The sequence below is a fragment of the Streptomyces sp. NPDC020807 genome (assembly GCF_040641575.1).
In the GTDB taxonomy this organism is placed as follows: domain Bacteria; phylum Actinomycetota; class Actinomycetes; order Streptomycetales; family Streptomycetaceae; genus Streptomyces.
In genome coordinates this window covers 102,257-116,126 of the sequence record NZ_JBFADU010000019.1, presented here as the reverse complement: position 1 = coordinate 116,126, position 13,870 = coordinate 102,257, and the positions used below count along the sequence as shown (strand labels likewise).

Here is a 13,870-nt window from a genome sequence, read left to right as displayed (position 1 = left end):
GACGCGTGCTCGGGGAGCGCGCTCGGGAAGGGGTTACGCGGGGCGGTTACGCGTGGAACGGGAGGCCCGCGTCGGCGGCGAGCTCCAGGTCGTCGCCCTCGGGCGGCGGGACGAGGGTCGCCGAGCCGTCGCTGACGGGGACGATCCCGAGTTCCAGGAGCTCGGCCATGGCGGCGGAACCGGCCATGTCGCGGACCTGGAGCTGGTAGCGGGCGGTGGTGCGGTACGAGCCGCCGCCCTCGTCGCCGGTGCGCTGGAGGAAGCCGGAGTCGGTGAGGAACGCGGCGGCCTTGCCGACGATGCCCGTGGTGGAGCCGGCGAGTCTGCGGGCGTCCTTGGTGGCGCCGGTGGCGCTGCGGCGGGCGTAGATCCGCCAGGCGGCCTCCAGGCCGGGGGCGTCGGAGGCCGGGTCGGTGTTCTCGCCCTGCTCGTCCGCGCGCTGTTCGAGGCGCAGGCAGGCCTGGCGGACGAAGGCGTCGACGCCGTTGACCGTGAGGCGGCCGATGTAGGCGTCGTCGGCCAGGTCCTCGGGCCGGGGGAAGGCCATGGCGGCGACGGCGAGGTGGGCGAGGCCGTGGAGGAAGCGGTCGGCCGAGTCGGTGGAGGCGCGGCGGGCGTAGTCGCCCATGCGGACGGCGAAGACCGAGTCCTCGCCGGCGGTGACGGCCATGCCCGCGCGCGGGGAGACCTCCAGGACGATCAGGCCGAGTCCGGTGGCGACGGCGTCGGCGAGACGCGCGAAGGCGGGGTCCTCGCGGTAGCGCCGGAGCAGTTCGGTGTACTCGGCGTCGCGGGCCGGGAGCAGCTTGGGCTGGAGCCCGAAGGAGACGAGCCGGGCCGCGTCGGCGGCGTCGGCGGGGGTGACGGCCGGGGTCGCGACGGGGGCCGCCGGGGCGTGCGGGGGCTCCTGCTCGCTCCACGCGTCGGCGTGCTCGACGTGGGTTTCGCTCACGGCTGGGGCTCCTCGGTACGGCTCTCGGTCGGTGCGGCGTCGTCGTCGGCGGCGGGCGGTGCGACGGTGGCGAACAGTGTGCCGTCGGCGGCCGGTGCGCCGGTTTCATCGGCGGGCACGGCGGCGTCGGCCGCGGTCGGCGCGGTGGGGCGGGGCAGCGGCAGGGGTACGGGCGTGACGGCGGCGGGCGCGGCCGTCCGCGGCTGCTTCCGGGGCCCGCCGTCGTGGCGGGTGGCGCCGTCCGGACCCGGGGCGAGCCGCACGGCCCGGACCGTCGGCACGTTCCGCCGGCGGGCGGCGGCGTCGCCCCTGGTGGGCTCGCCGACGGGCACGGACCCGAGCCGGGGCCGGGTCGGGGCTGCGGGCGGCGCCTCGGTGCCGGTCTCGGGTGCGGTGGGCGCGCCGGCGGGCGGGTCCACGACGACGTGCTGGATCCGGGGCCCGTTCCCGGCCCGTGCCGTCCTGGGGCCGGGGACCTCGCCCGGTACGACGACGGGGGCCGACGCGGGCGCCTCGGCCGGGGGTTCCGGGTGCGAGTCACCCGAACGGAAGGGGGTCACGTGGCCTCCGTGCGGTCGGCGGCCATGCCCACCGCGTCCAGGAGGGCGGTGCCCACGACGAGGTCGGCGCCGCCGAATTCGGGGTCGTCGAGCGGGGTGCCGTCGTCGACGGCGAAGAGCAGGCGCTCCTCGCCCTGGCGGTAGGCGGTCCCGACCGGGGGGCTCGCCGCGTGGACGGCGAGGAGGGCGACGAGGTACGGCAGGTCGGGGTCGAGGCGTCGGGCCTCGGCGAGCAGGCCGGAGAGGCGGCGGGGCGCGTCGTGCTCCAGGTCGAGCAGGCGCATGGCGCTCGCGAGCTGCTCCTCGCTGAAGCGGGAGTCGTCCGGGGTGGCGATGAGGTCGGGCTCGGGCATCTCCGCGCCGAGGTGCTCGCGCTCGACGGGCGGTGTGAGCAGCAGGTCCACGAGGTCGCCGAGGCGGACGGAGGCGGGGGTCCGCAGGCCCGTGCCGTGTGCGAAGAAGGCGTCCGTCACGCGCGTGGCGTGCTCGACGGGGAGGGTCAGGGCCGGGGCGACCAGCTGCCCGTACAGGTCGAGGCCGGTGTACGCGGTGGGGGCGGCGAAGGCCTGCCGGTCCTGCTCGGCGCGGAAGAGGGGGCCGGCCTCCAGGAGGCGCGACTGGAGCTGGGTGTGGCGCCGGATGCAGTCCTTGACGATGTCGACGAGCTCGGCGGCGCGGCGCTTGTGCTCCGCCGTCTTCGGGTCGGACGCGGCCTCGGCCTCGTCGCGGGCCTTGCGGATGTTGGTGAGGATCGCGTTCTCGTGGCGGTAGCGGTCGGCCACGTGGTCGAGCGCCTCGTCGATCATGTCCGGGACGGCCTGGAGCCAGTCCACCGCGCGGACGTTGCGCCGGGTGGCCTCCAGGGTCTTGCGGAGCGACTCGGCGTACTGCACGGTCCGGTAGCGCGCCTGCTCGGCGGCGAGCTGGGCGTCGGCGAGGCGGCCCCGGCTGATGAGGACCTCCAGCTTCACCTCGGCGGCGATCTGGGCGCTGGTGACGTCGGTGTCGAGGGCGCCGACGAGGACGTTGACCGCTTCGTCGGTGGTGCGGAGGTAGACGCCGCCGCCGTATCCCGGGACCTCTTCGATGAGCTTGAAGTCGTAGTCCCTGCGGACGTACACGCCGTCGGTGCCGAAGGTGCCGTAGACCGCGCGGAAGCCGCGGTCCACGCTGCCGACGTTGATCAGGTTCTCCAGGACCCAGCGGGCCACGCGCTCGTGCTCGGCGGCGGGGCGCTCGGGGGCCTGGGCGGCGACGCGGGGCAGCAGTCGGGCGACGATCTGCTCGTGGTCGGCGCCGGTGTCGAAGTCCATGTTGAGCGTGACGAGGTCGATGGCGGAGAGCGCCACCTCGGCCATCGCGTAGATCGTGTACTCGCCGGCCAGGTTCGCCTTGCGGGCGTCCAGGTCGTGCAGCGGGGCCGTGCACGCGAGCGCGCGGAGGCGCCGCGCGAGCCCTTCGTCGGCGGCCGGGCCCTGAGCGGGTCGCGGCGCCGCGCTGAGCTGGGGCGGAGCGAGGTCCGTCGAGGCAGGCGAAGTCACGGTGGACAGATTAGGTCCTCGCACTGACAACGGTCGAAACGGCGCAGATGCGACCGGGGTCACACGGGCCCGCCGCGGCGGCCCCGGGCGCTCAGTCCTTCGGGTCCTCGACCGCGTCCGCGTAGGCCGCCCCGACGCGGGTGCGGGAGTCGTCGAGGTAGCGGGCGAGGAGCCGTTCGGCCGTGGCGCGTTCGCCGGCGGTCAGGGCGTCCAGGATCTCGCGGTTGCGCAGGAGGTAGGGCTCGTGGAGGGCCCGGGGGTCGCCCACGAGGTGGAAGGCGAGGCGGAGTTCGGCGAGGACGCTCCGCATCAGCTCGTCGGTGCGGGCGCTTCCGGCGAGGGCGACGAGTTCGCGGTGGAAGTGGATGTTGGCGGTGGAGACGCCGGTCCAGTCGGCGGCGCGGGCCGCCGCCTCGCCGTCGGCGACGGCGGCCTCGAGGCCGCCGAGGGCGAACGGCGGCTGCCCCAGGCCCCGGACGACCGCGCATTCGACCAGCCGCCGGGTGCGGTAGATGTCGTCCACGTCACCGACGGCGAGGACCCGGACGAACACCCCGCGGTTGAGCTCGTGGACGAGCAGCCGCTCGTGGGTGAGGAGGCGGAAGGCCTCGCGCAGTGTGTTGCGGGACACACCGAGGGCGCCGCCGATGCTCTCCTCCGAGAGGCGGACGCCGGGCGCGAAGTATCCCTCCGCGATGCGGCTCCGCAGGATGTCGGCGACCTTCTCCGCCGTGCTCGTCCGCCCGAGCAGCGCCCGGTCGTCCGCCAGGCCCCCGGCCTCGGCCGCGTCGCTCATGTCCCGCACGTCTCCCACGCCCACGGCCCCTCGTCGTTCGTCGTCGTCCGGGCCGAGTCAATCGCAGATCCGGGGAAGGGACAACAGGCCCCTTGTCGGATCGTTCAACAATCCTCTACCTTGTCGACACCGCACGGTCCCTCGGTACGTCTCTCACGCACGCCCTCCCCTTCCTGCGAGGTGCAGATGAGCACGGCACAGACCCGGCAACGGCTCCAGGGCGAACGACCCGACGACGCGGGCGCGTTCGCCTGGCTACGCACCCTCGGGCCGCGCGGCCGACGCGCCTTCGGCGGCGCTTTCGGCGGATACGCCCTGGATTCCTACGACTTCTTCACCCTGCCCCTGTCGATGGTGGCCATCGCCGCCTACTTCCAGCTCGACAAGGGCCAGACCGGCCTCCTCACCACCGTGACCCTCGTCGTCTCGGCGATCGGCGGCGCGCTGGCCGGCGTCCTCGCCGACCGCGTCGGCCGGGTGAAGGCCCTGATGATCACGGTCGTCACGTACGCGCTCTTCACCGTGCTCTGCGGCTTCGCCCCGAACTACGAGACCCTGCTGGTCTTCCGGGCGCTCCAGGGCCTCGGTTTCGGCGGCGAGTGGGCCGTCGGCGCGATCCTGGTCGCCGAGTACGCCTCCGCGAAGCACCGGGGCCGTACCCTCGGCGGCATCCAGAGCGCGTGGGCGGCCGGCTGGGCGCTCGCCGTCCTCGTCTACACGCTCGTCTTCCAGTTCGTCGACGCGGACCTCGCCTGGCGGGTCATGTTCTGGACGGGCGCGCTGCCCGCCCTGCTCGTGGTCTACGTACGGCGCAACGTGGAGGACGCCCCGCGGGCGGCCGAGGTCCGCAGGACGAGTGCGGACCGGGGCTCGTTCACGGCGGTGTTCCGGCCCGAGCTGCTGCGCACCACGCTCTTCGCGATCCTGCTCTCCACCGGCGTGCAGGGCGGCTACTACACGCTCGCGACCTGGGTGCCGACCTTCCTGAAGACCGAGCGCGGCCTCACGGTGGTCGGCACCGGCGGGTACCTGACGCTGCTGATCTCCGGGGCCTTCACCGGCTACCTGACCGGGGGTTACCTCACCGACCGGCTGGGCCGGAAGAAGAACATCGCGCTCTTCGCCGTCCTGTCGGCCGCCTCCGTCCTGGCGTACACGCGCATCCCCGAGGGCTCGAACACCCTGCTCCTGGTGCTCGGTTTCCCACTCGGGTTCTGCATGTCGGCGATCTTCAGCGGCTTCGGCTCCTTCCTCGCCGAGCTGTACCCGACGCCGGTGCGCGGGACGGGACAGGGGCTCACGTACAACACCGGCCGCGCGGTCGGCGCGGTCTTCCCGACCCTGGTCGGCTATCTCTCGGGCAGCTGGGGCGTGGGCGGGGCGCTGGTCTTCGGCGCCGTCGGGTACGGGCTCGCCGTCCTGGCCCTGTTCGGGCTGCCGGAGACGCGCGGAAGGGAACTCGTATGAGCGCGACGGCGGCGGTTCCCGATCCGCGGGACGCACGCGCGCGTGCGCGGGCCGGGACGGCCGGGCCGACGGCGGGCTGGGCGCCGGGCCACGCGCAGGCCAACCTGATCGCGGTCCCCGCCGACTGGGCCTACGACGTGCTGCTCTTCTGCACCCGCAACCCCCGGCCGTGCCCGGTCCTCGACGTCACCGACGCCGGCTCGTGGACGACGCCGCTCGCCCCGGACGCCGACCTGCGCACGGACATCCCGCGCTACCGCGTGTGGGAGCACGGGAGGCTGGTCGACGAGCCGGCGGACGTCACCGCGTACTGGCGGAGCGATCTCGTCTCCTTCCTCATCGGGTGCAGCTTCACCTTCGAGGGGGCGCTCGCCGAGGCGGGCGTGCCGCTGCGCCACGTCGCGCAGGGCCGGAACGTCTCGATGTACGTCACCGACCGGGAGTGCCGGCCGGCGGGGCGGCTGCACGGGCCGATGGTGGTCTCGATGCGGCACGTCCCGGCGGAGCTCGTCCCGGTGGCGCGGGGGGTCAGCGGCCTGCTGCCGGCCGTCCACGGGGCGCCCGTCCACGCGGGCGATCCTGCGGCGCTCGGCATCCGCGACCTGGGGCGGCCGGACTTCGGGGACCCGGTCGATGCCGAGCCGGGGGACGTGCCGGTGTTCTGGGCCTGCGGGGTCACCCCGCAGGCGGCGGTCATGGCCTCGCGTCCGCCGTTCGCGATCACCCACGCGCCGGGGCGGATGCTCGTGACCGACGTCCGCGACGAGAGGTACCGCATATCCGTCTGACAGCCCGCCCGACCTCCCAACCCACCGACCCACCGACCCACCGACCCACCGACCCACCGAGACCGTCCCGCGACCACCCCGCACGGCGCACCAACCGAAGGAAGCACCGCATGACCTGGGCCCCCATCGACCTCAACGCCGACCTCGGCGAAGGCTTCGGCCGCTGGACTCTGACCGACGACGACCGGCTCCTCTCGGTCGTCACCAGCGCGAACGTGGCCTGCGGCTTCCACGCCGGGGACGCGGCCACCATGCGCCGGGTCTGCGAGCTGGCGGCCGAGCGCGGGGTACGGATCGGGGCCCAGGTCTCCTACCGGGACCTGGCCGGGTTCGGGCGCCGCTCGATGGACGTCCCGGCCGCCGAGCTGGCAGCCGAAACGGCGTACCAGATCGGCGCCCTGGAGGTCTTCGCCCGCGCGGCCGGATCGCGGGTGTCCTACGTGAAGCCGCACGGCGCGCTCTACAACCGGGTAGTGCGCGACGAGGAACAGGCGGCGGCGGTCGTCGAGGGCGTGCTGCTCGCCGGCCGTTCGCTGCCGGTCCTGGGGCTCCCGGGTTCCCGGCTGCACGCGGCCGCCGCGGAGGCCGGTCTTCCGGTCGTCGCCGAGGCCTTCGGCGACCGGGCCTACCGGGCGGACGGCACCCTCCTGCCACGGGGGGAGGAGGGAGCCGTCGTCTCGGACCCGGAGCGGGTCGCCGAGCGCTCGGTGGCCATGGCCACCGCCGGGACGGTCACCGCGCACTGCGGGAAGCCCGTCGCCGTACGGGCCAGGTCGCTGTGCCTGCACGGCGACACCCCGGGCGCGGTGGACCTCGCCCGGCTGGTCCGGCGGCGCCTGGAGGACTCGGGCGTGCGGGTGGAGGCCTTCGCGTGAGGGTCCTGCGGGTGGGGGAGAGTGCCCTCCTGGTCGAGTTGGACGGCGGCGGGGCGGCGGAGGCCTTCCACGCCGAGGTGCTGCGGCGGAGGGCGGCCGGTGCGCTGCCAGCCGTACGGGAGATCGTGCCGGCGGCACGGACCGTGCTCCTCGACGGGGTGGCCGATCCGGCGCGGCTCGCGGCCGAGCTGCCCGGCTGGGAGGTGGGGCCGCTCCACGCGCGCGTGGGCGAGGTCGTGGAGATCCCGGTCCGCTACGACGGGCCGGATCTGGAGGTGGTGGCCGCGCTGTGGGGGGTCTCGGCCGACGAGGCGGTACGGGTGCACACGGCGGCCGAGTTCCGGGTCGCGTTCTGCGGGTTCGCACCGGGCTTCGGCTATCTGACCGGGCTCGGCGAGCGGTACGCGGTCCCGCGCCGCGCCACTCCCCGTACGGCCGTCCCGGCGGGGTCGGTCGCGCTGGCGGGCCCGTACACGGGCGTGTATCCGCGCTCCTCCCCCGGTGGCTGGCAGCTCGTCGGCACGACGGACGTCGTCCTGTGGGACGCCGGGCGCGAGCCGGCCGCGCTGCTCGCACCCGGCACGCGCGTGCGGTTCACGGCGGAGGGCGGCCGATGAACGACCGCGCCGTGGCCGTCGTCAGGGGCGGTGCCCTGACGACCGTTCAGGACCTGGGGCGACCGGGGTACGCGCACCTCGGCGTGCCCCGCTCCGGTGCCCTCGACCCCGGGGCCGTGCGCCTCCTCAACCGCCTGGTGGGCAACCCGGAGGCGGCCGCCGTCCTGGAGACGACCGTCGACGGGTGCGCGCTGCGGCCCCGGTGTCCGGTCACCGTCGCCGTCGCGGGAGCGCCCTGCCCGGTACGGGTTGACGGCCGTCCGGCGCCCTGGGGGGCGGCGGTACGGGTCCCGGCGGGGGCCCTCCTGGAGATCGGCGCGGCCGTGCGCGGGCTGCGCGCGTACGTGGCGTTCGGCGGGGGTCTCGCCGTCGCCCCGGAGCTGGGGAGCCGCTCCACCGACCTGCTGTCCGGGCTCGGCCCGGCACGGCTGGTGGAGGGGGCGGTTCTGCCGCTGGGAGCGGACACGGCCGTACGGGGGTCGGCCGACGCTCCCCCCTGGCCGGGCCCGCCGGACGAACTCGTCCTGCGGGTCCGGCTGGGTCCCCGTGACGACTGGTTCACGCACGCCGCCCTGCGGGCGTTCGCCACGCGCGTGTACCGGGTGTCCTCGGCGAGCAACCGGATCGGGCTCCGGCTCGACGGGCCGCCGCTGGAGCGGGCGGTGACGGGCGAGCTGGCGAGCGAGGGCATGGTCCTCGGCGCGGTCCAGGTGCCGCCGGACGGGCGTCCCGTGGTGTTCCTCGCGGACCATCCGACGACCGGCGGCTATCCGGTGGTCGCGGTGGTGCGGGAGGCGGACCTCGGAGCGGCGGCCCAGGCGGTGCCGGGGACGCCGGTGCGGTTCGTGCCGGTGCGGTGAGCCCTCAGGGGGCCTGCGGGGTGCCGTAGCCGCCTCCGCCGGGTGTGCGCAGGACGAGGACGTCCCCGGGGCCGACCTCGGTGGTCGCGGCGCCGGAGAGCCGCTCGACGGTGCCGTCGGCGCGTTCGACGAGGTTCTCGCCGAGCGCGCCGGGCTCGCCGCCCGCCATGCCGTACGGGGGCACGCGGCGGTGCCCGGTGAGGAGGGCCACCGTCATGGGTTCGAGGAAGCGGATGCGTCGCTCCACGCCGTGGCCGCCGTGCCACCGGCCGCGCCCGCCGGCGTCCTCCCGTACCGCGAAGGCGTCGACGCGGACGGGGTGGCGCCACTCCAGGATCTCGGGGTCGGTGAGCCGGGAGTTGGTCATGTGGGTCTGGACGGCGTCGGCGCCGTCGAAGCCCCGGCCGGCGCCGGAGCCGCTCGCCACGGTCTCGTAGTACTGCACGCGCGCGTTGCCGAAGGTCACGTTGTTCATGGTTCCCGAGCCCTCGGCCTGGACGCCGAGTGCTCCGTAGAGGGCGCCGGTGACGGCCTGGGAGGTCTCGACGTTCCCGGCGACGGTGGCGGCGGGATGGACGGGCGCGAGCATCGATCCGGGCGGGACGCGGATCTCCAGGGGGTCGAGGCAGCCGCTGTTGAGGGGGATGTCCTCGTCGACGAGGGTGCGGAAGACGTACAGCACGGCGGCCTTGACGACGGAGGTGGGCGCGTTGGCGTTGCCCGGCAGCTGCGGGGAGGTGCCGGTGAAGTCGACGACGGCGGTGCGCCGTTCGCGGTCGACGCGGACGGCGACCCGGATGACCGCGCCGCCGTCGGTCTCGTAGGCGTACGCGCCGTCGTGCAGGGTCGCGACGATGCGGCGGACGGACTCCTCGGCGTTGGCGCGGACGTGCCGCATGTAGGCGCGGACGACGTCGAGGCCGAACTCGTCGACGGCCTTGCGGAGTTCCTCGATGCCCTTCTCGTTGGCGGCGATCTGGGCGCGCAGGTCGGCGAGGTTGGTGTCGGGGTCGCGGGAGGGGTACCGGGCGCCGGTGAGGAGCGCGCGGGTCTCGGCCTCGCGCAGTCGGCCGTCGCGGACGAGGAGCCAGTTGTCGAAGAGGACGCCCTCCTCGTCGACGGTGGTGCTGAAGGCGGGCATGGAGCCGGGGGTGATGCCGCCGATCTCCGCGTGGTGGCCGCGGGAGGCGACGAGGAAGCGGAGTTCCGCACCGGCGGCGTCGAAGACGGGGGTCACCACGGTCACGTCGGGGAGGTGGGTGCCGCCGTGGTACGGGTCGTTGATCGCGTACACGTCCCCGGGGCGCAGGTCGTCGGTCCGGCGGTGCAGGACCTCCTTGATGGACTCGCCCATGGAGCCGAGGTGGACCGGGATGTGGGGGGCGTTCGCGACGAGGTTGCCCTCGGCGTCGAAGAGGGCGCAGGAGAAGTCGAGGCGCTCCTTGATGTTCACGGACTGGGCCGTGTTCTCCAGGCGGACGCCCATCTGCTCGGCGATGGACATGAAGAGGTTGTTGAAGACTTCGAGGAGGACGGGGTCCACGTCCGTGCCCGCCGCCACGCGCGCGGGGCGGGGCACGACGCGGTGCAGTCTGAGGTGGCCCTCCTGGGTGGCGGTGGCCCGCCAGCCGGTGTCGACGACGGTGGTGGCGTCGGCCTCGGCGAGGATCGCGGGGCCGTCGACTGCCTGGCCCGGCCGGAGGTCCTCGCGGCGGTGGAGCGGGGTGTCGTGCGCGGCGCCGGCGCTGTGCATCCGGACGGTGGCGAGGGGGGTCAGGGGGTCTCGGCTCCCCTCCGCGTCCAGGACGTCCGGAGCGTGGGGGCCCGTGGCGCCGACGGCTTCGACGGTGACGGCCTCGACGATCAACGGCCGGTCCAGGGCGAAGCCGTAGCGGGCCCGATGGGTGTCCGTGAACGCGGTTTTCAGCTGTTCCGTCGGTGCGAGGTCGACGGCGAGGCTCGCGTCCGTTCCGGCGTAACGCAGGAGCACGCGCGCGTGGGTGGTGATCGCCTCGTCCGGCAGGCCGTCGGCGCGCAGCTCCGCGCGGGTCACGTCGGCGAGTTCGGCGTGGACGGCGGTCATGCGCGCGGGGGTGCCGGGAGCGTCGAGCTCGGCCTCGACGGACCGCTCCCGCAGGGCGGTCGCGTCGGCGAGTCCGATGCCGTACGCGGAGAGGACCCCGGCCAACGGGGGTACGAGGACGGTGTCGACACCGAGCGCGTCGGCCACGGCGCAGGCGTGCTGGCCGCCGGCTCCGCCGAAGCTGGTGAGGGCGTACCGGGTGACGTCGTGGCCGCGCTGGACGGAGATCCTCTTGACGGCGTTGGCCATGTTGAGGACGGCGATCTCCAGGAAGCCGGCCGCGACCTCCTCGGGGGTACGACCGTCGCCGGTCTCCTCGGCGAGGGCCGTGAACCGTTCCCGTACGACGTCGGCGTCCAGGGGCAGGTCACCTGTCTCGCCGAACACGGCGGGGAAGTGGGCTGGTTGCACGCGCCCCAGCATCACGTTGGCGTCGGTGACCGTGAGCGGGCCGCCCCGGCGGTAGCAGGCGGGTCCCGGGTCGGCGCCGGCCGAGTCGGGACCCACGCGGTAGCGGCGGCCGTCGTAGTGGAGGACGGATCCGCCGCCCGCGGCGACGGTGTGGATGCTCATCATCGGCGCCCGCATCCGCACGCCGGCCACCTGGGTGCCGAGTTCGCGCTCGAAGGCGCCGGCGTAGTGGGAGACGTCGGTGGACGTGCCGCCCATGTCGAAACCGATGACCCGCGTGTGCCCGGCCCGTTCCGAGGTGCGGGCCATGCCGACGACACCGCCCGCGGGACCGGAGAGGACGGCGTCCTTGCCCCGGAAGTGGGCCGCCTCGCGCAGCCCGCCGTTGGACTGCATGAACAGGATCGGGATTCCGGCGAGTTCGCGGGCGACCTCGTCGACGTACCGCCGGAGGACGGGCGAGAGGTAGGCGTCCACGACGGTGGTGTCGCCGCGCGGGATCAGCTTGATGAGCGGGCTCACCTCGTGCGAGCAGCTGATCTGCGGGAAGCCGGCGGCGCGGGCCGCTTCGGCGATCCGCAGCTCGTGCTCGGGGTGGCGGTAGCCGTGCAGCAGGACGACGGCGACGGAGCGGAGGCCGTCGCGGTGGGCGGCGGCGAGGGACGCGGCGACGGCGTCCTCGTCGAGGGGCCTGACGACCCGGCCGCGGGCGTCGACGCGCTCGGGGACCTCGACCACGCGCGCGTACACCGCCTCCGGCAGCACGATGTGACGGTCGAAGAGGCGGGGCCTGTTCTGGTACGCGATCCGCAGCGCGTCGCGGAACCCCTCGGTGACGCACAGGACCGTCGGTTCGCCGCGCCGCTCCAGGAGGGCGTTGGTGGCGACGGTGGTGCCCATCTTGACGACGGCGATCCGGTCGGCGGGGATCTGTTCGTCCGGGCCGAGGCCGAGGAGCGCGCGGATCCCCGCGACGGCGGCGTCCTGGAGCCGGTTCGGGTCGTGCGAGAGCAGCTTGCGGGTGACGAGCCGCCCGTCGGGACGTCGTCCGACGACGTCCGTGAAGGTGCCGCCCCGGTCGATCCAGAACTCCCAGCGCCCGGTCATCCCCCCATTGTGGCGGCGAGCGCGGTGTCCCGACGGCGGGGGAACGTCCCGTGGGCGTTTCCCCGCGCAGGGCCGCGGGCCGCGCCGGCCCCGGGGGCGGGGCCTCGCACGACGGGGTCTCCGTCGGGGGCCGCTCCGCCCCGGGGGCCCGGGTGGCGGGCTCTTCCGGTGGCTCTGGTGCGCGAGCGAGGTCGGGCCGGGAGGGGTGGTCGGACCTGTCGTCGCCGAGCCGCGTGCGGAAGCGCGGGCGTCAGACCTGGAGGTCCGGCCCTATCCGGTTGCGCACCGCCGTCTGGACCTCGGCCTCCTCGGCCGGGTCGGCGGCGAGGCGTCGGAGGCGCTCGGCGACCCGTACGTCACCGGTCTCGGCATGGAGCGCGGCCACCTCGCGGGTGGTCTCCTCGCAGTCCCAGAGGCATTCGACGGCGAAGCCCGTCGCGAAGGTGGGGTCGGTGGCCGCGAGCGCGCGGGCCACGCGGCCGCGCAGCTGGGAGGAGGAGGTCTCGCGGTAGACGTGGCGGAGCGCGGGCGCGGCGACGGCGATGTCGAGGCGGCCCACCCCGTCGACGAGGACGGCGAGCTCGGGGGCGTCGGGGCCCGCGGAGCGGATGGTGCCGCGCAGCGCGCCGAGGACGAGTCCGGCGTCCTGGGCGGTGCCGCGGCCGGCGAGGACCTCGGCGGCGGCCTTGCCGAGGTCGTCGGTGCGCCGGACCCATGCGCGGGCGCGGGCGACGGCGTCGTCTCCGCACATGCGGCGGTAGGCGGCGACGGCGGCCTCGGCGACGGGTCGCGAGTCGCCGTTCGCGGCGAGCTCCACGAGGTCGAGGACGGCGGGGTCGCGCGCTTCGGCGAGGTGGTGGAGGGCGGCGCCGCGCTCGCCCTCGGCGCCTGACCGGGCGGCGGCGAGGATCTCGGGACGGTCCTCGGGTCCGGCGACGGCGCTCAGGCAGCGGGCGGCGGGGCCGTGGAGCACGGCTCCGCGCTCGTACCCCGCCTGCGCCCAGTCGAGGACGGCGCGGACGCCCCACTCGGGCCGGGGGCCCGAGGGGCGCATCTGGCGCTGCCAGCGGTCGAAGGAGCCCTGTTCCCGGGCGGCCTTGATCCGGGCGCCGACGGACGGGCGCGGGTCCTCGGCCCACAGGCGCCAGGGCCGGGGCTCGAAGGCGTCGCGGACGACGGCGGCGAGCTCGGCCTCGCCCTCCGGGTCGGCGGCGAAGCGGGCCAGGACGGGCAGGGCGAGGGCGCGCAGGCCCGCGTCGTCGTCGCGGACGGCGAGCTCGTCCAGGGCCCAGGCCCAGTTCGTGCCGGTCGCCGCGTAGCGCCGGAGCAGGAGCAGGGCGTCGTGGCGGCCGTACGAGGCCAGGTGTCCGAGGACGGCGAGCGCGAGCCCGGTCCTGGACTCCTCGGTGTCGAGGTGGTCCTCGGCACCGAAGAGGTGCGCCTCGATCTCGTCGAGGCCTCCGTGGAGGTCCAGGTAGAGACGGGCGTAGTAGAGGGAGCGGTTCTCGACCTGCCAGTCGTGGCGGGGGTCGTCGAGGACGCAGTGGTTCAGGGCCGCGAGGGCCTCGGCGCGTGGCGCGGCGAGCGCGTGGAGGGTGCCGTCGCCGCGGCCCCTCTGCAGCAGACCGAGCAGGGTGCCGCTCGGCGCTATGACTGGTTCGAACATGGGAAGACGCCTCACATCAAGCTGTCGACACGACCGGTGGAATCCGGGATGACCCGGGTCAGGCGGTACATCGCTGTACGCCTAGGCCGCGCGGCAACAAGTAGGGCCGCCCGTCGTCCTGCGCTTGCCAGTGATCATCTTCCTCTG

The 13,870-nt window shown here is 75.0% G+C and carries 11 protein-coding genes; 5 read left to right on the top strand and 6 right to left on the bottom strand.

The features are described 5' to 3' along the window. Window positions 1-46 precede the first annotated feature (46 nt). The 4 genes from AB0G79_RS24855 to AB0G79_RS24840 form a co-directional block, all read right to left on the bottom strand. The gene (locus AB0G79_RS24855; protein ID WP_360809983.1) at window positions 47-952 is read right to left on the bottom strand and encodes a hypothetical protein; all 906 of its coding nucleotides are present in this window, start codon (window positions 950-952) and stop codon (window positions 47-49) included. Continuing rightward, complete coding sequence (locus tag AB0G79_RS24850; RefSeq protein WP_360809981.1) at window positions 949-1,512, bottom strand: hypothetical protein; 564 nt, start codon at window positions 1,510-1,512, stop codon at window positions 949-951. The genes AB0G79_RS24855 and AB0G79_RS24850 overlap by 4 nt, the downstream gene beginning before the upstream one ends. Next, the gene (locus AB0G79_RS24845) at window positions 1,509-3,053 is read right to left on the bottom strand and encodes a hypothetical protein (protein WP_360809979.1); all 1,545 of its coding nucleotides are present in this window, start codon (window positions 3,051-3,053) and stop codon (window positions 1,509-1,511) included. Before AB0G79_RS24845 ends, AB0G79_RS24850 begins: the two co-directional genes overlap by 4 nt. Before the next feature lie 91 nt (window positions 3,054-3,144). Beyond that, on the bottom strand, window positions 3,145-3,849 hold the full coding sequence (locus tag AB0G79_RS24840; RefSeq protein ID WP_360809977.1) for a GntR family transcriptional regulator: 705 nt from the start codon (window positions 3,847-3,849) through the stop codon (window positions 3,145-3,147). Window positions 3,850-4,035: 186 nt separating this feature from the next. Here AB0G79_RS24840 and AB0G79_RS24835 point away from each other — a divergent pair, with 186 nt between their 5' ends. From AB0G79_RS24835 to AB0G79_RS24815, 5 genes are all read left to right on the top strand, one after another. Beyond that, window positions 4,036-5,316 (top strand): MFS transporter, encoded by a 1,281-nt coding sequence (locus AB0G79_RS24835; RefSeq protein ID WP_360809975.1) that lies wholly within the window; start codon window positions 4,036-4,038, stop codon window positions 5,314-5,316. Beyond that, window positions 5,313-6,104, top strand: a complete 792-nt coding sequence (locus AB0G79_RS24830; RefSeq protein ID WP_360809973.1) for a putative hydro-lyase — start codon at window positions 5,313-5,315, stop codon at window positions 6,102-6,104. Before AB0G79_RS24835 ends, AB0G79_RS24830 begins: the two co-directional genes overlap by 4 nt. Window positions 6,105-6,214: 110 nt before the next feature. Then, on the top strand, window positions 6,215-6,979 hold the full coding sequence (locus AB0G79_RS24825; protein ID WP_360809971.1) for a 5-oxoprolinase subunit PxpA: 765 nt from the start codon (window positions 6,215-6,217) through the stop codon (window positions 6,977-6,979). Beyond that, the gene (locus AB0G79_RS24820; RefSeq protein ID WP_360809969.1) at window positions 6,976-7,596 is read left to right on the top strand and encodes an allophanate hydrolase subunit 1; all 621 of its coding nucleotides are present in this window, start codon (window positions 6,976-6,978) and stop codon (window positions 7,594-7,596) included. Before AB0G79_RS24825 ends, AB0G79_RS24820 begins: the two co-directional genes overlap by 4 nt. After that, window positions 7,593-8,456: a biotin-dependent carboxyltransferase family protein gene (locus AB0G79_RS24815; RefSeq protein WP_360809967.1), complete on the top strand. Its 864-nt coding sequence runs from the start codon at window positions 7,593-7,595 to the stop codon at window positions 8,454-8,456. The genes AB0G79_RS24820 and AB0G79_RS24815 overlap by 4 nt, the downstream gene beginning before the upstream one ends. 4 nt (window positions 8,457-8,460) lie before the next feature. Here the strand turns inward: AB0G79_RS24815 and AB0G79_RS24810 are convergent, their stop codons facing one another. Further along, window positions 8,461-12,057, bottom strand: coding sequence for a hydantoinase B/oxoprolinase family protein (locus AB0G79_RS24810; RefSeq protein ID WP_360809965.1), 3,597 nt, complete (start codon window positions 12,055-12,057; stop codon window positions 8,461-8,463). Window positions 12,058-12,307: 250 nt separating this feature from the next. Then, entirely contained in the window at window positions 12,308-13,723 is a 1,416-nt protein-coding gene (locus AB0G79_RS24805; RefSeq protein ID WP_360809964.1) for a HEAT repeat domain-containing protein, read from the bottom strand. Between the last annotated feature and the right edge of the window lie 147 nt (window positions 13,724-13,870).